A 21,904-nucleotide genomic window follows, 5' to 3' on the forward strand; every position below is an offset into this window, starting at 1 on the left:
TTTATTATTTTGATTTCAACTTTAAATCATATTAAAATGAACCATTTAATATTAACTTACCATCTTTGTCATAATAATCATAGGTGGCTACAAGGTCACCTGTTGGGATTGAATCTTCAACTTTGCAATAATCAAGTATGTTTCGTGCATTTGAAAACTTAATTCTATATTTTTTGTCCACAGTATTTACAATAACATATTTTATTGAAGGATTTTCAACTTTTCCATAGTATATGAGATACTTACCATCACTTGCTTGAAAAACCTGTGCTCGTGCACTTCCAAAGAAACTATTTATACTTGTAACTTTATATCTATTAAATAATTTATCTCCTAACTGTAATAAAAATAGCTTATTATTAACTTCAACTAATGTATATTTTTCTTTCCCAAGATTTATAGACTGTAGTATAAAAACATCTTCGATACTAGCACTTTTATTTATTAAATTTCGTACCCCTTTTTTAGCCAACTTTTCATTATCAAAATTTACTGTTATTGAAAAATAGTAAATTAAAATTAATATAGCTGCAATGGGTAGAAAAAATAAGTACTTTTTCCTTGGTTTTCTCATATTACCACCTACTATCATTCTTTTATCTGAAAATAAAATATCCAATTTTCATAAAATATATTCAATCAATTTAAAGATCTATTTTTAAAACTATACAGAATTCTGAAAATAGGAATAAATATAGAAGCAGGAGGACAATTCATGTCTTCCTGCTTCTATATTTATAAATTCACTATATTTTACTGTTCATTTTTTTAGCTGTAGCAATTAACTTATTATATAAATAAACATCATTAGCATCAAAATATTCACTTGTAAATTTATCTATAGTAAACCAATCAACTGCACTATTTTCATCCTCTTTAACTATAAGAGTTTCAGTTTCATCAGCAATCAATATATAGGATATTGAAAGATGTAAATGTGCACTTACATACTTTCCATTTTTATAATGACCATAAACTGGTAAGATATCAAGAGAAGCTATTTCACCTTTTAATTCAGCAACATTAGAAATTCCGGTTTCCTCTTTAGCCTCCTTAATCGCTACATGAAGAAGATCACCATCTCCATCTGCATGACCTCCAGTCCACGCCCATGTATTTCTTATATTATGATGAATCATAAGAGCTTTATCTAAACTCTTATTCATTATAAAACCCGAACTTGTAATATGCGCAAATTCATTATCTCTAATTAAAATATTGTGGGGGTACTGCTTTATATATTCAAGAATTACTCTTTTGTCTTCTTCTTCTTGTTCATTTTTAGGAATATATCTATTAATTTGCTCTATAAAATCCATATCTACTGCCTCCATCAAATACGTTCAATATTTATATACCAATTATATACATGAAAGCTTCATTTTTCAAATATTTATAAATAACCATTAATATGCTTTTCCTTTAATCCATAGTCGTAATTCTCTATATGACTTTTTGTGTAAAATATTATAGTAATACAGACATTTTATTTCTCAGGCTTAGTTTTCATCATCAAATGCTCATTTATGCCTTTTCTATAAAAGCTCGGTATAATACCAACTTGCTCATATCCTATTTTTTCATACAGCTTCTTTGCATCTTTATTAAAGTCTGCCACCATTAGAAATATCATGCTATCCTTATTGAATGTATTTTCTTCAAATTGTTCTATTAACTTTCTCCCAATTCCTTTACCTCTAAATTCTTGCTTAACTGCAATTATATGTAGATATGTGTGTATTCCAAAAGCACCATATCTTTCGTACCAAATAAACCCTAAACAATTCCCCTCAATATCTAGTGCTACATCTATTTCTTTATTCTTCAATCCACCTAACAATATCTTTTTAGCATCGAAACTTTTAAAATAAGCTTCACCTATCTCTGACTTTATTAGTGCTTCGTAACAATCATCTGAGTGATTTACATCACCCTTCTTAATTTCTATATCCACAAAGCCATCTCCTTAACATTATTCTTAAGTAACTTCTCTTCAGCTTCTTACATCATAGTAAAAACTCAAAAGATCTAATATGAAATTTATTATTTTATTAACTATTCAAAAAAACAATTTATCTATATTGATGAATCACTTCATAATTAAATTTATATTTTCAAATTCTCATCTCAGCACCTATAGGAGTTTTTAAAATAGATTTCGGATTAAAATGTTTCATCTTTAAACAATATTTCAATAATTTCATCAAAATCTTCTATGCAGAAATCGGCAAATATTTTCATCTTTTCATGTTCACTAGTTTCTCGCCTTAAAAAATGAGTTGCAAGTACTGTTGTAATTCCTAGTTCTTTAGCCCCTTTAAGCTCATCCGAGCCTCCATCACCAATAAAAATACACTCTGATGAATTAACTTCCATTTCTTCTAATGCTAATTCGTATATCTCTCTATTAGGTTTAAGAAAACCAACTTCATAGGAAAAAATAACTTTATGAAATAAGCTTTTTAAAGGTGATTTATCCCAATGCATGACATCAATAATATCTACATTACTAATTAGACACAGTTTAATTCCACTTTCCTTTATATGTTGAAGCACACTTATTATCTTTGGATCAATCTCAATTAAAGATTGTCTAAATCTATCTTCTCTTAACTTTAGAATTTCTTCACATGCTTGATGATTCTCATTTTGTCCTATATTCTTCATTATATTTTTAATTATAATATAAGGATTTTTTTCTTTTCCAGTAGCCCTAACTGTATATAGTTTTATGTCTTCTGCATATTCTTCCCATTGTTCTTTTGTTATGTTTAACACATCATATTCATTTTTTAAACTGTTATATCTTGGGGTTATCAGCGTAAAAAACAAATCAAAAAAAGCCACTTTTATATTATGATTCATGATATACTCCTCTTTCACAATACATTCTCTAGGTTATAACTAAATCTTAATATATCTGGAACTTAACTTAAAACTAACAAATCAAGTAATAAAACAACTCGCTATTTCCTGGAAAATATTTCAAATAATATTGTGTTTATTACTTTCCTAACGCCTTTTTTATTTAAATTTTAAACTACTAGCTAGTGAACTTACTGCTGCTTGTGCTTTTCTGCATTTTTATCTTCTGCTTCATATTCGTTTTTTAATATTGACATTACGATTAAAGATTCATACATATCACCATTTAAGATACATTCTCTAAGTATCCCTTCCTCAATGAAACTCTCTGACTTATAGAGTTTTTGTGCATTTGAATTATTTATTCTTACATCAAGCCATAGTCTATGCGCATTCAATTTTTCAAAAGCTATTTGTTTTATCTGCTTCAAGGTTTTTCTACCAAATCCCTTTCCTTTATGACAAATTACAAACCTTCTAAATTCAATGTTATGATTTATATTTTGAAGTCCTGCAAGAATAACATAGCCAATAAGTTGATTTGTGTCCGAAGATTCAACAATTATGTGCATGACATCCTCATCCTTTAATGAATTTAGATGCTGAGTTTCTGACCATTGCCCAACAAATTTAGCATTATCTGAAGCTCTCTCAGCATTAATTACAAATTTCAAATCCTTTTCTTCAGTATATCTTAAAGTTATAATTTTAGATTTATAAATTACCCCATTCATATTTACCTTCATCTTCCTAGCTAAAAATGTACCAGTTCAAACCGAAATCTATTTTTAAAACCCTTGCGGCTTCTGCTGAGAGAATTTAAAAATAATAAGTTTTATTACGAAGTGGCACATTCATAACTTATTAAATTAGCTTTCTTTATTAACTCTAATTTTAAAATTTACAATTCTTATTTTATAACGCTTTAACCTTTCATTCTTAATTATAGATAAATAGACATCCCATTTCTACCAAATAACCCTAAATTAAAATTATTTTAACTAAATTTAGAAAATAAAACAGCACAATTTCTATACTCATATATTTAAATAATCATATAAATATATAGATAAAATCAGGGTTAGGACCATTATACAAATTCATAATTATCCTAACCCTTTTATCATTTTCTCAAATTTATTATATTATTTCATTAGTTTCAGCTACAGCTGTTATCCAAGCAGCTGATTTTTTTCTAACTCTAACATATTTATTAGCTAAATCAACACTTACAAAACCATATCTGTTTTTGAAGGCATTGTTCCATGACCAGTTATCAATAGCTCCCCAATAGTGATATCCTCTACAATCAGCTCCATCTTCTATTGCTCTTGCTACCCATTCTAAATGCTCTTTAACAAAATCAATTCTGTAATCATCTTCGATTAATCCATCAGCATTCCTGTATTTTTCTTCGCCTTCTACCCCCATACCATTTTCTGATATAAAGAATGGAAGCCCTGGACATTCTTTAGTTATCTTCATTGCAAAGTCATAGATTCCTTTAGGATATATCTCCCAGCCTCTATAAACATTCATCTTTCTTTCCGGCCAGATATAAGGATCTGAGAACTTAGGATTTCCATACTCGTAAAACTTCTCTGCTGGAGCCTGAACTCTTGCTGGTTGATAGTAGTTGAAGCCTAACCAATCCACTTTGCCACAAGATAAGATTCCTTCATCACCTTCTCTTAAGTCTGGAAGAAGGTCTAATTCCTTTAATGTATCTAATATATCCTTAGGTAAGGTTCCTTTACTACATACATCAAGCCACCATCTGTTATGTATACCATCAGTCATTCTAACTGCTTCTAAGTCTTCCTTTGAAGGATTTTCTTTAGTATAAGGTGGTGCAAAATTATTAATAAGTCCTATATCACAGCTATCGGGAATAGCTCCTTCTGCTTTTAATTTATTAAATTCTCTTACTGCCAAACAGTGGGCTAATGTAATGTGATATTGTCCGAGCATACCTTTTTTGTAATTAACTTCATATGGGTACCATGCTCCACTCATATACATTTGCATTGAAACAACTATAGGTTCATTAAATGTAAACCAATGTTTAACTTTTGAACCAAATTCCTTGAATGCAAGCTTTGCAAAATTACCATATGCCTCAACCACTTCTCTGTTTAACCAACCACCTCTATCTTGAAGATATTGTGGTAAATCAAAATGATGAAGATTCATAAATACATCAATACCATTTTCTAATGAACAATCAATTACTTTGTGATAGAATTCAACTCCTTTTGGATTTAAATTTCCATCTTTATCAAGAAGTCTTGACCATTGAATAGATGTTCTATATGATTTAAAATTTAAACTCTTTAATATTTTTATATCTTCTTCATATTTATTATAGAAATCATTACCTACATAAGATCCTACATTATTGTGGAATGCATTTATCTCTAAATCAGACCAATTATCCCAAACTGATGGTAACTTCCCATCCTTATTATGTGCGCCTTCTGTTTGTGGTCCTGACATAGCTGCTCCGAAAAAGAAATCTTTTGGTAGTTTATAATTTGCCATATTAATCTGCACCTCTCTCCTCAATATTTATACCTATGTTTATTAATTAAATATTCCAAATGTCTTAAGTCAATTTTATCAACTGATATTATTCTATTGATAGATTGTCTATACAAGAATTTTTTTCTTAAAGTTTAAATTGTGTTATAATTTTATTATGAACAATATCATATTCAGTATGCTGATTATATTAAATAAGCTTTAGTATAACAACTAATTACTATAGATAAACATAGACTAGGGGGATTAGCTTGAAAAGTAAGGAAATTATTGATGACTTAATTAGTAAGATTATATCAGGTGAAATGCCTGCTTCTTCTAAAATTCCTTCCGAAACACAATTATCCATTAAGTATGATTGCAATAGACACACAATAAGGAAGGTTATTGATCATCTTATTGAAAGAAATTATCTAACCAAAAATTCTAGTGGACTCACTTATGTTATGGATTTCACAGCATATGATAATAACAATCTATTTATCACTTCATTGTCTGATCATCATATAGCCAAAAATATAAAATCTGATGTACATAAATTCGAACTAGTGACTGCGCCTGACAATATTTGCGATTATCTTAATATAGATTCTGGCTCTAAAGCATGGTATATCATTAGAGTTCGCTATGTAAATTCTAATTTACATCATTTAGAGGAGATATACATGCCCTATTCAATCTTTTCTAATCTTACGGTAAAAGATTGTGAGTCAAGTCTGCTGACTTACATAGAAGCTCAGTATGACTTCAGAATAAGTCATAGCATAAGAAATATTAGTTGTGTAAAGCTGAATGATGAAGAGTACGAGCTCTTAGATCTGCAAAAAGATACTTTAGTTATGCAAGTTACCAACACTGGCTATTTAACTAATGGACGAGTTTATGAATACTCTTTTACAAAAACTAGAGAAAATAGATTAACTTATTACTGTAGGAGATAGCTTATTTTAGGATAATAAAAATTTATTACTACTGCTTTTTCTCACATACATTCATAAAAGTAGATACGCAAAAAATCGCAAATACAATTTATATTTGCGATTTTTTTATTTTCAATTAAAATTTTCCTGCAAACATACCTGCCCCATTATCACCATGATATGGTTGAGCACCTTCTACTGTAATATTACATATTACAAGTTTGTACTGCTCTCCTTTAGGTATTTTACTTTTAAAGGTAAGTATATATACATTTAAAAGTCCATTTTTAGATTCTATTTTAACTATATCTCTTGTAAGAGAATTGTTTTTATCTGCCTCACAATTTTGCCCAACTGTAGCTATTCCTTCAGGTTCTTCATTTTTCAAATCTTTTATCCAATAATTTGCAGGCTGTACTGCTAAGTTTTTATCAACATCTCTATCGTAAGTTATCTTGATTTGGTTAGCTGAAATTTGTTCTGCCTTTAATAATCTTGGAATTGAATTTTGATCATATGTCTGAAAAGTTGAATGTACTGAAGGATATTCCTCTGTAGGTCTAGCACTGACTTCACTTTGGAAGTAAGGCTGGGTTATCATAAGTGTACATAAAATTAGAAAACTACTAATAAACTTCTTCATGTTTCCCTCCTATTATATCCAATTCTTATAGCCTACAGTTATATTTCCCAAAAAACTTAAACTTATTACATTTTTAGCATTTTCATTTGCAACAAGTCACATGCTATAGTATTATTTTTATATACTTCTAATTTTATCCATTAACTTATATGATCTTAAGGTTAATCTATACAATTTTCTAACAACCTAACATAAGTTTTCTAATCAATCACTGTTGTAATATTATTAATTTTAATTAAATATTCTATGTAAGGAGTTATGTATGAAAAGAACATCTTACTTTAAGCCTATAATTTTAGTTTTTCTAATTGTACTTTTCACTTCATCATTTATCTACCTTCAAGGTTATAGACTTTCACCTATGAAAGCGGCTGAAACTGCACCAGGAATAAACGGTAATGTACATAAGTTTGGGGAAGTTAAAAGAGATTGGGGAAGTGTATTATTATTAAAAACTCCAGCTGGTTTGAAAACCGCCTTAGTTATGAAACAAGGACTTTTATGGCATTATAATTCAATCACTTATTTCTTTGATGACGCTATGAAAAATGATTTGGTTAAAACCGTTGGATGGGAAAGCTTTAGTTCCGACACCAACAAACAAATAACTGTTTTGGCCGTCGAAAATAATGACCCAAATGTCAAAGTTATTAAGGCTGGTACTGGTTCAGATATTCAAAGCAAGTCTATCTCTTCAGGCGAAACGGTTATATTCATCTGGGATAAAATGATTCAATCTAGCAATCTGAATCCTGTTGCTTTTGATAAAAACGATTATCCAGTTTATAAATATCAATATAACCCTAAAGATACATCTTCTATACATTTAGAAGACTTAAAATGGTATCCAGTTAGTATCCAATAACTTCATTATTTCTAAATTTCATATGCTTTTATATTAGTGAAATTTTAAGGCTATTACTATATGAAATTTAAAGATATTTTAATCAAAAGTATAATATCTTATCTCTTTCAAGATATAAAAAGAGCCCCAACTCTCGTAAGCTAAGAGATTGGGACTTTTTTCACTATGATATTATATTAATATCCATTTACAACAACATCAAGTTTTCCAGTTTCAGGATCTATAATTAAACCATGTACTTTTATATCCTTTGGAATTAAAGGATGATTCTTTATAAGTTCAACACTTTCCTTAACTGATTCTTCTACAGAATTAAAACCATGGAGCCATTTCTTTACATCAATACCTGCATTACATAAGGTATTTATTACATCTTTAGAAATTCCTCTTTCCATAGCTTTTTCTAAAGTACTATCCACATTTAAGTTACTCATCCCACAGCCATGATGTCCAATTACTAAAACCTCATCAGTTTGAAATTCATATACAGCAACAACAATACTTCTTACTATACTTCCAAATGGATGCATTATAGATGCACCTGCGTTCTTAATTAGCTTAACATCACCATTTTTCAAATTAAGTGCCTTAGGAAGAAGTTCTGTAAGTCTAGTATCCATACATGATAGTATTACTAATTTTTTATTAGGGTTTTTAGTTGCTTTGTATTTATCATATTCTTTATTTTCTACAAATTCCTTATTAAATTCAAGTATTTCTTGTAGTTTACTCAAAACCACACCCCCAAGTCTTAAAAATCTATTAGCTAATTATAGCACAAATACTATATTCATATCCAATAATCACTTCTAAACGTATCTTACCTTTTAATTAATGGAAAAGCGATAACATCTCTAATAGTGCTAGTCTCTGTTAAGAACATTATCATTCTATCAATTCCTATTCCTAAGCCTCCAGTTGGTGGCATTGCAGTATCAATTGCAACAGCAAATTCTTCATCCATAGGACTGGCAGTTTCAAGGCCTGCCCTAAGTTTTGATGCTTGATCATGCAGTAATATTCTTTGTCTTAAAGGATCATTAAGTTCAGAATATGCGTTACCAAGTTCAACACCATAAGCATATGGCTCAAACCTTTCTATTAAGTCTGGATTTTCTCTATGAACCTTACAAAGCGGTGAAGATTCTTTAGGAAAATCTATGACAAATGTTGGTTGCACTAACTTTTTTTCTGAGTATTCTTCAAATAAGGTTACTATAAGCTCTCCCTTTGAAGCCTTCTTAACATCTAAACCGTCCTTTTGTTTTTCTTCTAAAAGACCTTTTATAGTGATTTTTTCAACTATTTCTTCTTTTGTAAGATTATAAACATCTATTTCAGTATCATGCTTTACAAGATCACACATTTTTGCTCTTTTCCATGGTGCCTTAAAATCGATTTTTACTCCTTCATAGGTAATTTCAGTTGTTCCGTTTACTTTATTAAATACGTACTCATACATGTTTTCCATCAGTTCCATCATATCATTATAATCAGCGTATGACATATAACACTCGAATAAGCTAAATTCTGGATAATGGGTTCTATCTATGCCTTCATTTCTAAAAGCTCTTGCAAAGGTATAAACTCTTTCAATTCCACCAACTATTAGTCTCTTTAAATATAACTCTGGAGAAACATTCATAAATACCTCACAATCTAAAGCATTTACGAAAGTCGTAAAAGGTTTTGCTTCTCCTCCACCATACTTAGTATCCAATATAGGCGTATCTACTTCAATAAATTCTTTATTACTTAAAAATTCTCTAATAGCAGTTATAGCTCTTGAACGTTTAATAAATCTTTGTTTTACGTTATTGTTCATTATCATATCTAAAGATCTATGGCGTTGCCTTAAATCTGCGTCTTGAATTCCATGATATTTTTCAGGAAGGGTTCTTACTGATTTTGAAAGAAGCTCAAATTTAATAGCTCTAATTGTTATTTCACCAGTTTGTGTCTTAAATACCGTTCCTTCTACCCCAATGATATCTCCAGAATCTATAAGTTTTAAAATATTATAGTCTTCAATTCCAAGTAGCTTTTTACTGAAGAATATCTGAATACTACCTTTTTCATCTATAATATTAGCAAAAGTAGCATTGCCCATTCTTCTAAGTAGCATTACTCTACCTGCTAAGGTAAATTCTTTCGCTTCATCAATTCTTTCAAAGTTATCCAGTATGTCTAAAGTATGAGTTATATCTTTGTACCTATATGGATAAGGATTTATGCCTGCTTCATATAACTTATTTAGTTTTTTAATTCTTTCAACCACAAACTCGTTAGAATCTATCATTATTCTTTCTAAATTATGCATTTCTTCAAATTCTTTGTACATTTTAGCTACCACCTTTTTATTTCTAAAAATAGTTTTAATATTAATTGCAACTGAATAGAATGTTTTTCCCATTAAATAAATAATTTTTTGCAAATAAAAAAACTCTCACCTCCAAGATTATAAATCTTGAGGACGAAAGTTATAAATTCGTGGTACCACCTCAGTTTATTTATATGTTGCCATATAAACCTCTTCAAGTACATAGTTAAATATACTCTATACCTATAACGGGCTAACCCGTCGCAGCCTACCTCTAAAACCAGAATCGGTGCGAAACTCTGAGACCTTTTTCCATAAACCATTACTCGCTCATTTTCACCATATAGAGCTCTCTGTACAGTCCTAAGTTTATATACTCTTCTCTTCATAGTCTTTAATATATTATATCTATTATTTTTTTAAATTGTAAATACTTTTTTCTATTTTTTATAAAAACTTATTGATCATGTGCAGCTATTAACTTTTAAGGTTACTCCTTTTTAGAAATCTTACGAATAATTTCTTGTAATCAAGAAAGCTCTGAATGTTCGCTTAAAATTGACTTTAGCTATGTATTAAAAAAATGTTGATGGACAAACTTACTTCCACCAACATTTATTTAATACATCCTTTTAGTGTATTTTAATACTTAAGCATAGAACTTACTTCACTGGTATTTCAAAATGTAAATTATAATTATTCTAAAGTTCTTACTTTAAGATAAGTCTCTTTACCTTCTGCCCAATTTTTTAGATTTATTAATCTTTCACCATTATCTCCGTGCTCTTCATTATCAAAAGCTGCTTGCAATTTATCACATGGTAGCTTAGAACAATGACCACAGTGGCAATGTCCTTTTTCAATTGAGCAATTCGCTACAGCACATTCTCCCCAGAATGGCTTCCCATGACAACTTTGACAGCCTGGACAATTCATCTTTTCTTTCCAATCACAGGTGGCACAATATGTACCACATCTACCAACTAAGTTTTGCTCCATATTTTATCCCCTTTAAATCATTAAAATAATTTTTATCTAATATCATAATACACTCAATTCTAGTTAAGAACCATATATTTTCACAATAAACTCTATATTAGTAAAATTTTCTCATTAAACTATGAGAATTTTAAAATCGGGCTTCTGGTGAAAGTTTTATCTTTAATTGATTTCTACATATTTGTAAATCTTACTTAAACGCAACATATTGGCCTTCATATTTAGCTAGTAATTTATCACCCTTATGGCATGTAACATTAAGAGTTAATCTGCCTTTTTTATGTTTCTTATACATTTCAAAAAACTTATTTCTGTCTTCTTCTACTAAAAGCTCACACTCAGCAATAAAATCACTATCTATTGGAGCTAAGTATTCTATATTACTCTTTCTGATAACAATATGAGCTTCTGGATCAACTTCTTTTATATTGATGAACACCATAGCCCATCCACAGACAGTCATCAAAGAATTTATACTTCCTCCAAAAGCAGTGTGCTTGTGGTTGATATTTGGTTCAAGTTTCGCAGCAACTTTCACTTTATTCTTCGTGAATTCAACTATAGTAAATCCCATCTTTTCTGTTATGGGTATATGAGCATATAAAAATTGTTCAAATTCGTGTTTTTCCATAAGTGCCTCCATTTTATTTAGTGTAAATCTTGTATATCTATCTTATCCATTTCTTTTTTCTTATTGTATTTATCTCTGCAAATAAAATAAATCACCTCAAAGATACTAGTTCATCAGATTTATTATCCTTTTTAGTTTTCTTATATTCTGAAATTGGTTTTAATTTAAATAATGGCCTTAATAATATCAAGGTTATACTTTAACATTATTAAAATCAAGTTTTTTTACAAATAACTCAAAAACTTCAATACTTCCTCCATAAGAAAATTCTGCATCTTCACTTTATGTTTCTTTCATTTTGACTTGGTATTAAATCCATAGCATTATTAGTAATATTGTTTCAAAAATAGAAATACATTAGAAATATCTTAAAAAAAGTGATACTATAACTTGTGAAGTATTTATTTAATATGAAATTTAATAAAAAAGAAAATTCAAATAATTTTAGTTTGAGTAAAATATGTTTTAAAATATAAATTAAATAATTTTATATAAATTTTTTTATAAGTATAAATGAAATTATTAAATAATAATCAATGTTATTTGGGGATAAGAGGGGTACTATGGACATAAATATTGTAATTAATCAAATGCTACAGTTATTTATTATTTTAGGTCTGGGCTATTTTTTGAATAAGATAAAAATCTTTGATGACACATTAAATCAAAAACTAAATAAGTTACTTCTCAATGTTACAACACCTTCATTGGTATTGGCCTCTGTAAGTTCGATTAAACAAACCAATAACACTAAAGAAGCTCTATTTGTATTTTTAGTAGCTATAATCATTTTCACTTTATTACCACTATTAAGTTATATGTTAGTTAGAATTATTAGAATTCCGAGACATCAACGAGGAATTTACATGTTTATGACGGTTTTTTCTAACATAGGCTTTATGGGATTCCCAGTAATGAAGGCGATTTTTGGCAATGAAGCAGTATTTTATACATCTATTTTCAATATGATTTTTAATATTTGGGTATTTACTTTAGGTATAGTTCTAATAAATTATGGCACCAATAATAAAATTAAGCTAAGTTTCAAAAACCTATTATCCCCTGGGATAATATCATCCTTACTTGCTATAGTTATTTACTTTTTAAAGATACCTGTACATCCTGTATTAAAATCTACTTTTGATATGGTTGGTAATATCACTACCCCTGTAGCGATGATGCTTATTGGTTCTACTCTAGCTAATTTAAACATTAAAGAAGTTTTTACAGAACTAAGAATTTATCCTTACACAATAATCAAACAGATATTGATTCCTTTTATTGCATATCCACTTTTAAAATATTTTATAACTAGCCCATTAGTTTTAGGTGTTGCTTTAATTAACTTAGCTATGCCTGTAGGTAATAGTGCCGTGTTATTCGCAAATAAATATGATGGCGATGTAGAGCTTGCTGCAAAATCTGTGTTTATTACTACTTTAATATCCGTATTTACAATTCCACTGATTGTTGCTGTTTTTTTAACTTAAAAATAAGTTTATACCCTCCATAGTTTTGAAGCTATGGAGGGTTTTCATTTATATTGAATACTGTAAAAAGTGTTTTCTAAAAATAAAAAGAACATTAATTTACTTTAGCATATAATAGATTATATCAATTTTTAAGGTAAATTTATGGAGAATACCAGGGCTACTAACAGTGCTAATAACATAACTATACGTTCTACTGGAAATGATCAATTAGACTTACAATTGATACAAACAGAAATATCGACTTCACTAGTTGTCATTATAGCCTATATTATTGTAATAATATCAGGGTATCAAGACAGGTATATCATACTTCAAAGACAAAGAGGCATAGATGCTACTAAATTTTTGCATCCTACTCGCTTAGTTATAATTTCAAACATTTTAGGTCTTTATACAAACTTAATATTTCGTAATATAGCCCAGACTAGATTATTAGAGGTAGAAAATTCTATAGCTTCTGGTCAGAGTAATCTTACTACTACCCCAAATGTGAACATAACAGCTGGTTTTTCATTTTCGATAATTGCAAGCTTATTAAAGACAGTAGGAGCAATTCAAAGAGAACAGGAACAAGCACAAATAACTATTCTATAATTTAGCTATTAGGTTATACTTTTTCGTAATCATAATAAAGATGTACCACTTCAATCCCAAATCTATTTTTAAAACTCTCACTGGTTCTTGTGAAAGAATTTAAAAATATAAATTTTATTACGAAGTGATACATCCATAGCTATGATTGTTAAAAAGTATAACTTAATTTTTTATATATAATTTTTTACTAATTTTCAAGTATATATATCATTTTCCATACAAGTCTTGCTGTCTGTTAATTAATCATATTTATTTCATTACTACGGATTTTCTCAATTACCAATGTGCCAATACCCTCACCTTGAAGGTCATTTTCAAGCTCATATACCTCTCTGAATCTTAAATAAACATCCTTATCTATCTGCATAGTATGTCCAGATAATATAGCTGATTTTGTATCATATACATAGTTAAAGATACTCTCAAAAATTTCATATACTTCATTAGAATCTTCAAAGACTCCAAAATAGGCATATTCATATATGTCATAAAGATTATTACCTTTCGTGACAAACCAAACTCCATCTTTATATGGCATTTTTATAAAATTTCTCCATACCATCATTGCTGGCATAGTAGCTAAAATCTTTGCACTTTCATCTTCCACCATGCCCTTTATTAAGGATGGGATTATACAATTCCAGCTATATGGGTTTGCCATGCCTAATAAACCATGTTCTAAAAGTCCATATGCTAACTTTGAATAAGCATTAAACACCTTATTTTTATCTGTACATTTTCCTTCATAAAAAGCAATTACATGGTAACTATGCTCTTTCATTTTTCTAAGTTCTATTTCATTTCCATATGAACAGTTGATTGTGTACGAAGCTATTTCATCTGGAATTGGTGTTTCTATTCCTATAAGCTTAAATCTATGCTCATTTATTTCAGCATAAAAATATAAAGCATCTTTTCCATCAAAGTCAGCAACTGTTCCTACAGTTACAATATCATTATTTATTCCTTTAATTCTTCTCTCAACCTCATCTTTTCTTAAAACAAACTGCTTAGAAAATAATAAGTATAATGCAAAAGGTGACTCTTTTTCTTCCACCAACTTAACTTCATCACTAGCGAATTCTTGTACTATATTCTCAACTAACTCCTCTTTCTTTTTATTCTTTTTCTTAAACAAATCAAACATATATAACCTCCACGATATAAAATTTAAGCCTAAATACTTATACAAAAAGAAAATTCACCACTACTTTCCATCCAAAACTATTATAGCCCTTGAGGAAATATTATGCAAACAAGTATAAATGAAGTAAATAAATTAGAATTAGTAAAACCTTTAGAAACTTATTCCAAGAAAACTCTTTACAATTAAAAAAATATGTTTTACAATAAGCTTACCAATTGCAAGAAAGGAGACTGTAAAATGTTAATTTTGAAGATAAAATCAATAATAAATCAAATAATAAATATGCAGTCTGCTGTCAGTGTTTAAAAATATTATTTACCTTTTAATATTTTTGATATTTAATATGTAAATTTTGACCGCAGACCTACTATCTGCGGTTTTACAATATAAGTTGAAAAACCTTTAGTAATCATTTTAATATGTTCTACTTCCTAAATCTTTAAGATTCAGTTTTAGCACATAAAGATGATTAAATATAACCGCAGAGAAAATCTGTGGTTTTTATTTTTTAATAAGCCGCAGTACAATGTGTCCTATTAAGGTCACATTGTTATGCGGCTTTTCTTTTAAAATCATCCTAGGAGGAGTTTAAAATGAGCACAATTCTGTAAATTGCCAATTAAATGCTAAATATTTAAATCGGGAGGCAAAAGAAAATGTGGCTAAGACTTTTATAATTTAAATTTTTATAATCTAATACTTTATATATATTTGACCGTAAATCTCAATTTGGAACTTGAGACGGTAACAGAGAATAGAAACTATATCTTAAATTTGATCGGAGGAAATTGTATGATAACAGGAAATATAGATGGAATTAAAAAGTTAATACTGGAAAGACTTGAAGGCTTATATGAATTAGATATAGATAACAGCAGTGTTTTTTCTTATGAATTAGTTTCTGAAATGAATGATATTAGCAGAATTATAAAGAAAGAACTGTGTGTAGTTATAAATAGAAGAGGAAAAATAACTGATATATCAATAGGAAGTTTAAATAACGCAGAGATACCTTATATAGATGGAGCAACCAAAAGACTAAGTGGTTATAGAGTAATCCATACTCATCCTTCAGGAGATAGCACTTTATCCTCTATGGATACTTCAGCTTTAATGGAGTTAAAGCTTGATGCTATGGTTGCAATCGGTGTTAATGAAAATGTAGAAAACGTAAAAGTAAACATTGCATTTTGTGATGTATATGATAATAGCCTAGCTTTTAAAGAAGTTAGAAATTTAACTTTATCAGCTGCTCTACATTTAAATCTTAGAGAAAAAATATCTTATGTTGAAAAAATAATTACTGACATTAAACAGCAAGATGATGGTATTGAAAGAGCCATTTTATTTGGAAATGACAGCGAAGAGAGTCTTGAGGAACTTTGTGGTCTTGCTGAAGCTTGTGATGTAGTTCCTGTATTTAAGGTTTTTCAAAAGAAAAACAAAATTAATACTGCATATTATGCAGGTCAAGGAAAAATTGAAGAATTGAGTTATTTAAAGCAGATTAAGAATGCTAATGTGGTCATATTTGATGATGAATTATCTGGCTCACAGCTTAGAAACCTTGAGGAAACTTTAAAATGTAAGGTTATAGATAGAACCACTCTTATTCTTGATATATTCGCAAGACGAGCAAAAAGTAAAGAAGGTATGCTTCAGGTTGAACTGGCTATGCTTAATCATAAGATTCCAAGACTAAGAAATTCGAATGCTAACCTTTCTAGAATTAGAGGTGGTGTTGGTTCAAAAGGTCCTGGTGAGAAAAAACTAGAAACTGATAGAAGACATATAGAACGCAGAATTGAGGAAATAAGAAATGAACTTAATAGAGCTACAGAACAAAGAGTCATTCAAAAGGTTAAAAGAAATAAAAGCAGCATAAGCCAAGTTGCTATTGTTGGGTATACAAACGCTGGAAAGTCAACTCTTAGGAATAAGTTATGCGAAATTTCAGCTTCCAATAAAATTGATAAAGATGGAGTTCTAGAGGCCGATATGCTCTTTGCAACCTTAGATACTACAGTTAGAGCTGTTACCTTAAGTGATAACAGAAGAATAGCTTTGTCAGATACTGTTGGTTTTATAAGTAAACTTCCTCATGATCTAGTTGAAGCCTTTAAATCAACCTTAGAAGAGGTAATAGATGCTGATTTATTATTACATGTAATAGATGCCTCAAATGAAGAAGTTTTAAACCAAATCAAATCTGTTAACTTAGTTCTTGAAGAGCTAAATGCACTAGATAAGAATACTATTGTTGTTCTAAATAAAGTAGATAAGGCTTCAGAAGAAAACTTAAAGCTAGTACGAGATTTTCTAAAAAACCAAAAGACAATTGAAGTCAGTGCTATAAAAGAAATAAATCTATCACTGCTACTTGATTATATAGGTAAAGAAATCCCAGTTAAACTTATGGAGAAACAGTTCATTATTCCATATACTCAACAAAAATTCGTATCAATACTTCATGATAACTCTAAGATTCTTCATGAAGATCATCTTGAAGAAGGCACTAAAATAAAAGCTTTAGTCCATGAAGAAATTTATAAAAAGTGCATTGCTTTCGAAGTTTTAGCAATATCTTAACTATAATAAAGCCATATCTAAAAGAAATATTTAAAATGGGTAACCACAAGTTGGTTGCCCTTTAATTTTATTAAAATCATACTTTATCATTCAATAAAACCATATGAATATGATCTTCCCATCTACCATTGATCTTAAGATATTTATATGCTAGGCCTTCATTATAAAATCCTAATTTTTCGATAACTCTTAAAGATCTCTTATTTTTAGGCATTATATTAGCTTCAATCCTATGGAGCTTAAATTCATTGAACATTATATTAATACCATTTCTTAGAGCTTCTGTCATATATCCTTTGTTTATCTCTGCCTCATCAAGTTTATAACCTAAAAAACAAGACCAAAAGGCTCCTCTCACGATGTTACTAAAAGCCAATGTTCCTATAACCTTATTTTCATCTTCTTTCGTATAAATCCATAGCCTTAACATATTTTCTTTTGATATATTTTCAAAATCATTCTTTAATTGGGTTTCATGAGTTTCCTTTTTATAAAACTCTTCGTCTTTAGTTGCTTCCCATTCTTCGAGGAAATCTCTATTTCTCATATAATAATCCAATACTTGTCCAGCATCTGTTTCATCTAAAATCTTTAAAATTAATCTCTCAGTTTCATAAAGTTTTTGCATCTACTCCACCCCTTAAATTAAAATTTACGAATATTATCAAATAAAAATATTAACTAAATAGAATACTATTTTTATTTTATTGGGTTTATATAAATATATAATATTTTGATAATACTAACGATGTACTTTTAAATTTCTAATTTTAATTTAGAAATTGCACTCTACTTATCAAATTATAACAAATATCGTCCTATAAAGGCAACCAGCTCTCTAATATGTTAAATAAATACAGTTTTTTTGACATATTAATAAAAACATTGTAAACTACATTTAGGCAAATATTTTTGTTTAATTTAATAATAATATTCGTATTTAGAGGTGTAACTAATGGAAAATGTTTTTGATTATGAAGATATTCAATTAATCCCTGCAAAATGTATAGTAAACAGCAGATCTGAATGTGATACTACTGTAGAATTAGGTGGTCGTTCATTTAAGTTACCTGTAGTTCCTGCAAATATGCAAACTATCATTGATGAAAAGATTTCAATATATTTAGCTGAAAATGGTTATTTTTATATAATGCACCGTTTTGAACCAGAAAAGAGAATTGCTTTTATTAAAGATATGACGTCACGTGGATTATTTTCTTCAATCAGTGTTGGTGTAAAGGAAGATGAATATAGCTTTATAGAACAATTGGCATCTGAAAATCTTGTACCTGAGTACATAACTATAGATATCGCACATGGACATTCAAATGCAGTTATTTCAATGATCCAACATATAAAGAAGCACTTACCAGATAGCTTTGTTATTGCTGGAAATGTCGGTACTCCAGAAGCAGTAAGAGAACTTGAAAATGCTGGTGCAGATGCAACAAAGGTTGGCATTGGACCTGGCAAGGTTTGTATAACTAAAATTAAAACTGGCTTCGGAACTGGTGGATGGCAATTAGCAGCACTTCGCTGGTGCGCTAAAGCAGCAAGCAAACCAGTTATTGCTGATGGAGGTATCCGTACTCATGGGGATATCGCTAAATCAATTAGATTTGGTGCAACTATGGTAATGATTGGTTCATTATTTGCAGGACATGAAGAATCTCCTGGAATAACTATCGAAAAAGATGGTAAGTTATATAAGGAATACTTCGGATCAGCTTCAGAATATCAAAAAGGTGAGAGAAAAAATGTTGAAGGGAAGAAAATGTTCGTTGATTACAAAGGACCTTTAAAAGATACTTTAATCGAAATGGAACAAGATCTTCAATCCTCTATCTCCTATGCAGGCGGAAATAAGTTAGATGCAATTAGAAACGTTGATTATGTAATAGTTAAAAACTCAATATTCAATGGTGATAAAGTTTACTAATATTATTAGATGTATTTTTTATTATTTAAACATAACCCTTCAATTAAGCACTTATATATTGTGAAATGCGCAATATGTAAGTGCTTTTTATTTTATTCTATCTTATCTTTCGCTGCTAGCTTTCTCTATTATTCTTTTAAATTTCCTATATTTATTTCAAAATTTGACACGTAGTTTTATACATTTTCATATTTTATATAAAGACATATAAATAAAGCAGCATTTTTAATATAATTATTAATTTTTTCGAGGTGAGAACGTGGATTTTCAAGGGTTAACAGGTAAAGTTATAACCCCTTCAGATAAAGAATATCAATTTTTAAGACTTGAATATAATCGTGACATTAATAAATTTCCTCTTGCTATTGTTTATTGCTATAACAATACAGATGTGTCAAATGCAATAAAATGGTGCAGAAAAAATGATATATCTCTACGTATTCGGACAGGTGGGCATAATTACGAAGGATATTCCACAAGTAATGGTGCTTTAGTGGTGGATACAACCTATATGAATAATATTGAAATCGATGAAAAAAACGATGTAGTAAAAATCCAAGCTGGTGCTAGATTAGGTAAAGTATATTCAGAACTTGCTAAAAAAGGCTATGCTTTCGCAGGAGGGACATGCCCAACCGTTGGTATATCCGGTTTAACTCTTGGAGGAGGAATAGGACTGTCTTGCAGAAATTTTGGTTTAACTACTGACAACCTCTTAGAACTAGAAATGATAAACGCCAAGGGAGCTAAAATCACCGCTAACAATCATGAAAACCCAAAGCTATTCTGGGCTTGTCGTGGAGCTGGCGGTGGAAACTTTGGTGTTGCAACTTCATATATCTTTAAAGCTCAAAAAGTAAATAAAGTTACAGTTATAGAACTGAGATGGGATAATGAATCAAGAGAAGACTTTGTAGAATTATGGCAATATTGGCTTAAAACTGCTGATAAAAGAATCAGCTGTTTTGCTGGTTTTAACAAAGAAGGTATATATTTAAACGGCTTTTTTTATGGCACAGAAGCTGAAGCTAAATTGATATTGAAGGACTTTTTATTACTGCCTAATTTATTAGAAAATTCCTATATTGAATATGTTGCTTTTATCGATGCCATAAAGGCTATCGGTGCCTTCTATGATCCACCAAATAAGTTTAAGGCAACTGGTAGATTTGTATATAAACCACTATCTAGAAAAGATATTAGAAAATTGGTTCAATATATAGACAACAGCCCTGGTACAGATGAGTGTTTTATAAGATTGTATTCTCTAGGTGGAGCTATAGATGAAATTCCAAACAACCATACAGCATATTACTATAGAAAAGCAGAATATATACTAGGTATAACTGCTGATTGGAAAGAAGATAATGAGGCAAATGAATATAAAAATTGGGTTGAAAAAGTTTTTAGATTTGTTAAGCCTCTTACTAATGGTTCTTATGTCAACTTCCCTTATGCTGAATTAGCTGATTATGGTTATGAATACTATGGCAAAAATTATTATCTTCTTAAAGAAGTTAAAAAATTATACGATCCAACTAACTTCTTTAAGTTCCAGCAATCAATAAGACCTTATTGAATACCAACTTAAAATAAAGGCAGTGTTTTAAGCATCATGTAGAAATTAAGGTGTCACTCTTCAGAAACTTTAGTAAGCTTTGCAACTAATAAATAAAGTATCTCAAGTAGCGACACCTTAATTTCTATAATAATGTAAACAGAACATAAATATAATTAAGGCACTAATGCCTCAATTTTTGAAAGTAATGTTGTAAAAACTTCTAAGTTATCCTTACCTAGATAATCGTCTAAATAGTTTTGCGCCTTTAGCCAAAGTAACTCTGCTGATTTATAAACTTCTTTCCCTTTATCTGTTAACTTCAATTGTCTATTTCTAGTTCCTTCTATTGCTATATCATTGATGTACCCTCTTTCTTCAAGAGGTTTAAGATTTCTTACAAGAGTAGTTCTATCCAATCTTATGCTAATTGCCAAATTACTCACACTTACAGGTCCTAAAGCATCTATATGCTTTAGTAACGAAAACTGCCCTAATTTCAAACCACTTGGAGCAAGAAAATCGTCATAAACTTCAGTTATAGCATGAGATGCTCTTCGCAAATTGAGACAATTACATTGCGATGGTTTTTTATCATAAACTTTTATATCCATATTATCACCTTCTCACTTTAGTGTATCTACACCATCATTATAATATACATTCATTATATTATTGTCAATATTAATTGAAATCTACTAGCTCAACTACTAATAAAATAATCCTTAATAGTAAACTTTCAAGTTCTATAATACTAATGGTTCTTTAGGAAAATTAAAGCACCCGTCTCTTTAAGACAA

General features: G+C 29.4%; 21 protein-coding genes and 1 other annotated feature. Of the genes, 7 read left to right on the forward strand and 14 right to left on the reverse strand.

What is annotated here, in order from left to right:
- Nucleotides 1–31 precede the first annotated feature (31 nt).
- The 6 genes from J3477_RS01645 to J3477_RS01670 form a co-directional block, all read right to left on the reverse strand.
- Nucleotides 32–574, reverse strand: a complete 543-nt coding sequence (locus J3477_RS01645) for a hypothetical protein (RefSeq protein WP_206867815.1) — start codon at nt 572–574, stop codon at nt 32–34.
- Nucleotides 575–746: 172 nt separating this feature from the next.
- Nucleotides 747–1,319 (reverse strand): NUDIX hydrolase, encoded by a 573-nt coding sequence (locus tag J3477_RS01650; protein ID WP_206867816.1) that lies wholly within the window; start codon nt 1,317–1,319, stop codon nt 747–749.
- Between the two features lie 167 nt (nt 1,320–1,486).
- Entirely contained in the window at nt 1,487–1,954 is a 468-nt protein-coding gene (locus tag J3477_RS01655) for a GNAT family N-acetyltransferase (RefSeq protein WP_206867817.1), read from the reverse strand.
- Between the two features lie 209 nt (nt 1,955–2,163).
- Nucleotides 2,164–2,865: an HAD family hydrolase gene (locus J3477_RS01660; protein ID WP_206867818.1), complete on the reverse strand. Its 702-nt coding sequence runs from the start codon at nt 2,863–2,865 to the stop codon at nt 2,164–2,166.
- 191 nt (nt 2,866–3,056) lie between these two features.
- Complete coding sequence (locus J3477_RS01665) at nt 3,057–3,599, reverse strand: GNAT family N-acetyltransferase (protein WP_206867819.1); 543 nt, start codon at nt 3,597–3,599, stop codon at nt 3,057–3,059.
- 406 nt (nt 3,600–4,005) lie between these two features.
- The gene (locus tag J3477_RS01670) at nt 4,006–5,406 is read right to left on the reverse strand and encodes a glycoside hydrolase family 1 protein (protein WP_206867820.1); all 1,401 of its coding nucleotides are present in this window, start codon (nt 5,404–5,406) and stop codon (nt 4,006–4,008) included.
- Between the two features lie 251 nt (nt 5,407–5,657).
- Between J3477_RS01670 and J3477_RS01675 the strand changes: the two genes are divergently transcribed.
- Complete coding sequence (locus tag J3477_RS01675) at nt 5,658–6,347, forward strand: GntR family transcriptional regulator (RefSeq protein WP_206867821.1); 690 nt, start codon at nt 5,658–5,660, stop codon at nt 6,345–6,347.
- Between the two features lie 115 nt (nt 6,348–6,462).
- Here J3477_RS01675 and J3477_RS01680 read toward each other — a convergent pair whose 3' ends face one another.
- A complete protein-coding gene (locus J3477_RS01680; protein ID WP_206867822.1) occupies nt 6,463–6,969 on the reverse strand; it encodes a hypothetical protein in 507 nt (168 codons plus the stop codon).
- 262 nt (nt 6,970–7,231) lie between these two features.
- Here J3477_RS01680 and J3477_RS01685 point away from each other — a divergent pair, with 262 nt between their 5' ends.
- A complete protein-coding gene (locus tag J3477_RS01685) occupies nt 7,232–7,834 on the forward strand; it encodes a hypothetical protein (protein ID WP_206867823.1) in 603 nt (200 codons plus the stop codon).
- A gap of 176 nt (nt 7,835–8,010) precedes the next feature.
- Here the strand turns inward: J3477_RS01685 and J3477_RS01690 are convergent, their stop codons facing one another.
- The 4 genes from J3477_RS01690 to J3477_RS01705 form a co-directional block, all read right to left on the reverse strand.
- Nucleotides 8,011–8,568, reverse strand: a complete 558-nt coding sequence (locus tag J3477_RS01690) for a beta-class carbonic anhydrase (protein WP_206867824.1) — start codon at nt 8,566–8,568, stop codon at nt 8,011–8,013.
- Nucleotides 8,569–8,654: 86 nt separating this feature from the next.
- A complete protein-coding gene (gene lysS, locus J3477_RS01695) occupies nt 8,655–10,175 on the reverse strand; it encodes a lysine--tRNA ligase (protein ID WP_206867825.1) in 1,521 nt (506 codons plus the stop codon).
- A gap of 125 nt (nt 10,176–10,300) precedes the next feature.
- Nucleotides 10,301–10,552, reverse strand: a binding site (T-box leader).
- 298 nt (nt 10,553–10,850) lie between these two features.
- Nucleotides 10,851–11,153 (reverse strand): DUF3795 domain-containing protein, encoded by a 303-nt coding sequence (locus J3477_RS01700; protein ID WP_206867826.1) that lies wholly within the window; start codon nt 11,151–11,153, stop codon nt 10,851–10,853.
- A gap of 190 nt (nt 11,154–11,343) precedes the next feature.
- Nucleotides 11,344–11,784 (reverse strand): YiiD C-terminal domain-containing protein, encoded by a 441-nt coding sequence (locus J3477_RS01705; protein WP_206867827.1) that lies wholly within the window; start codon nt 11,782–11,784, stop codon nt 11,344–11,346.
- Between the two features lie 563 nt (nt 11,785–12,347).
- Here J3477_RS01705 and J3477_RS01710 point away from each other — a divergent pair.
- Both J3477_RS01710 and J3477_RS01715 read left to right on the forward strand, forming a co-directional pair.
- On the forward strand, nt 12,348–13,274 hold the full coding sequence (locus J3477_RS01710) for an AEC family transporter (RefSeq protein ID WP_206867828.1): 927 nt from the start codon (nt 12,348–12,350) through the stop codon (nt 13,272–13,274).
- A 144-nt stretch (nt 13,275–13,418) separates the two neighbouring features.
- On the forward strand, nt 13,419–13,871 hold the full coding sequence (locus J3477_RS01715) for a hypothetical protein (RefSeq protein ID WP_206867829.1): 453 nt from the start codon (nt 13,419–13,421) through the stop codon (nt 13,869–13,871).
- Nucleotides 13,872–14,106: 235 nt separating this feature from the next.
- On the opposite strand, the gene J3477_RS01720 is transcribed toward J3477_RS01715, so the two are convergent.
- Entirely contained in the window at nt 14,107–15,018 is a 912-nt protein-coding gene (locus tag J3477_RS01720) for a hypothetical protein (RefSeq protein ID WP_206867830.1), read from the reverse strand.
- 792 nt (nt 15,019–15,810) lie between these two features.
- Between J3477_RS01720 and hflX the strand changes: the two genes are divergently transcribed.
- Nucleotides 15,811–17,607 carry a GTPase HflX gene (hflX, locus tag J3477_RS01725; protein WP_206867831.1) on the forward strand — a complete coding sequence of 599 codons (1,797 nt, stop codon included), beginning with the start codon at nt 15,811–15,813 and terminating at the stop codon, nt 17,605–17,607.
- Between the two features lie 76 nt (nt 17,608–17,683).
- Here the strand turns inward: hflX and J3477_RS01730 are convergent, their stop codons facing one another.
- The gene (locus tag J3477_RS01730) at nt 17,684–18,235 is read right to left on the reverse strand and encodes a GNAT family N-acetyltransferase (RefSeq protein ID WP_206867832.1); all 552 of its coding nucleotides are present in this window, start codon (nt 18,233–18,235) and stop codon (nt 17,684–17,686) included.
- A 327-nt stretch (nt 18,236–18,562) separates the two neighbouring features.
- Here J3477_RS01730 and guaC point away from each other — a divergent pair, with 327 nt between their 5' ends.
- Complete coding sequence (gene guaC, locus J3477_RS01735; protein ID WP_206867833.1) at nt 18,563–19,546, forward strand: GMP reductase; 984 nt, start codon at nt 18,563–18,565, stop codon at nt 19,544–19,546.
- Nucleotides 19,547–19,805: 259 nt separating this feature from the next.
- Nucleotides 19,806–21,125 (forward strand): FAD-binding oxidoreductase, encoded by a 1,320-nt coding sequence (locus tag J3477_RS01740; protein ID WP_206867834.1) that lies wholly within the window; start codon nt 19,806–19,808, stop codon nt 21,123–21,125.
- 155 nt (nt 21,126–21,280) lie between these two features.
- Here J3477_RS01740 and J3477_RS01745 read toward each other — a convergent pair whose 3' ends face one another.
- Nucleotides 21,281–21,718: a MarR family winged helix-turn-helix transcriptional regulator gene (locus J3477_RS01745; protein ID WP_206867835.1), complete on the reverse strand. Its 438-nt coding sequence runs from the start codon at nt 21,716–21,718 to the stop codon at nt 21,281–21,283.
- Nucleotides 21,719–21,904 lie beyond the last annotated feature (186 nt).

Origin of the sequence: Clostridium zeae, from assembly GCF_017312485.1 — a bacterium.
In the GTDB taxonomy this organism is placed as follows: Bacteria; Bacillota; Clostridia; order Clostridiales; family Clostridiaceae; genus Clostridium_AR; species Clostridium_AR zeae.

Coding starts and splice junctions, on each gene's coding strand:
- guaC (WP_206867833.1), top strand. CDS start 18,563: ATGGAAAATGTTTTTGATTATGAAGATATTCAATTAATCCCTGCAAAA.
- J3477_RS01710 (WP_206867828.1), top strand. CDS start 12,348: ATGGACATAAATATTGTAATTAATCAAATGCTACAGTTATTTATTATT.
- hflX (WP_206867831.1), top strand. CDS start 15,811: ATGATAACAGGAAATATAGATGGAATTAAAAAGTTAATACTGGAAAGA.
- J3477_RS01680 (WP_206867822.1), bottom strand. CDS start 6,969: ATGAAGAAGTTTATTAGTAGTTTTCTAATTTTATGTACACTTATGATA.
- J3477_RS01745 (WP_206867835.1), bottom strand. CDS start 21,718: ATGGATATAAAAGTTTATGATAAAAAACCATCGCAATGTAATTGTCTC.
- J3477_RS01705 (WP_206867827.1), bottom strand. CDS start 11,784: ATGGAAAAACACGAATTTGAACAATTTTTATATGCTCATATACCCATA.
- J3477_RS01720 (WP_206867830.1), bottom strand. CDS start 15,018: ATGTTTGATTTGTTTAAGAAAAAGAATAAAAAGAAAGAGGAGTTAGTT.
- J3477_RS01670 (WP_206867820.1), bottom strand. CDS start 5,406: ATGGCAAATTATAAACTACCAAAAGATTTCTTTTTCGGAGCAGCTATG.
- J3477_RS01715 (WP_206867829.1), top strand. CDS start 13,419: ATGGAGAATACCAGGGCTACTAACAGTGCTAATAACATAACTATACGT.
- J3477_RS01645 (WP_206867815.1), bottom strand. CDS start 574: ATGAGAAAACCAAGGAAAAAGTACTTATTTTTTCTACCCATTGCAGCT.
- J3477_RS01730 (WP_206867832.1), bottom strand. CDS start 18,235: ATGCAAAAACTTTATGAAACTGAGAGATTAATTTTAAAGATTTTAGAT.
- lysS (WP_206867825.1), bottom strand. CDS start 10,175: ATGTACAAAGAATTTGAAGAAATGCATAATTTAGAAAGAATAATGATA.
- J3477_RS01660 (WP_206867818.1), bottom strand. CDS start 2,865: ATGAATCATAATATAAAAGTGGCTTTTTTTGATTTGTTTTTTACGCTG.
- J3477_RS01650 (WP_206867816.1), bottom strand. CDS start 1,319: ATGGATTTTATAGAGCAAATTAATAGATATATTCCTAAAAATGAACAA.
- J3477_RS01685 (WP_206867823.1), top strand. CDS start 7,232: ATGAAAAGAACATCTTACTTTAAGCCTATAATTTTAGTTTTTCTAATT.
- J3477_RS01665 (WP_206867819.1), bottom strand. CDS start 3,599: ATGAATGGGGTAATTTATAAATCTAAAATTATAACTTTAAGATATACT.
- J3477_RS01700 (WP_206867826.1), bottom strand. CDS start 11,153: ATGGAGCAAAACTTAGTTGGTAGATGTGGTACATATTGTGCCACCTGT.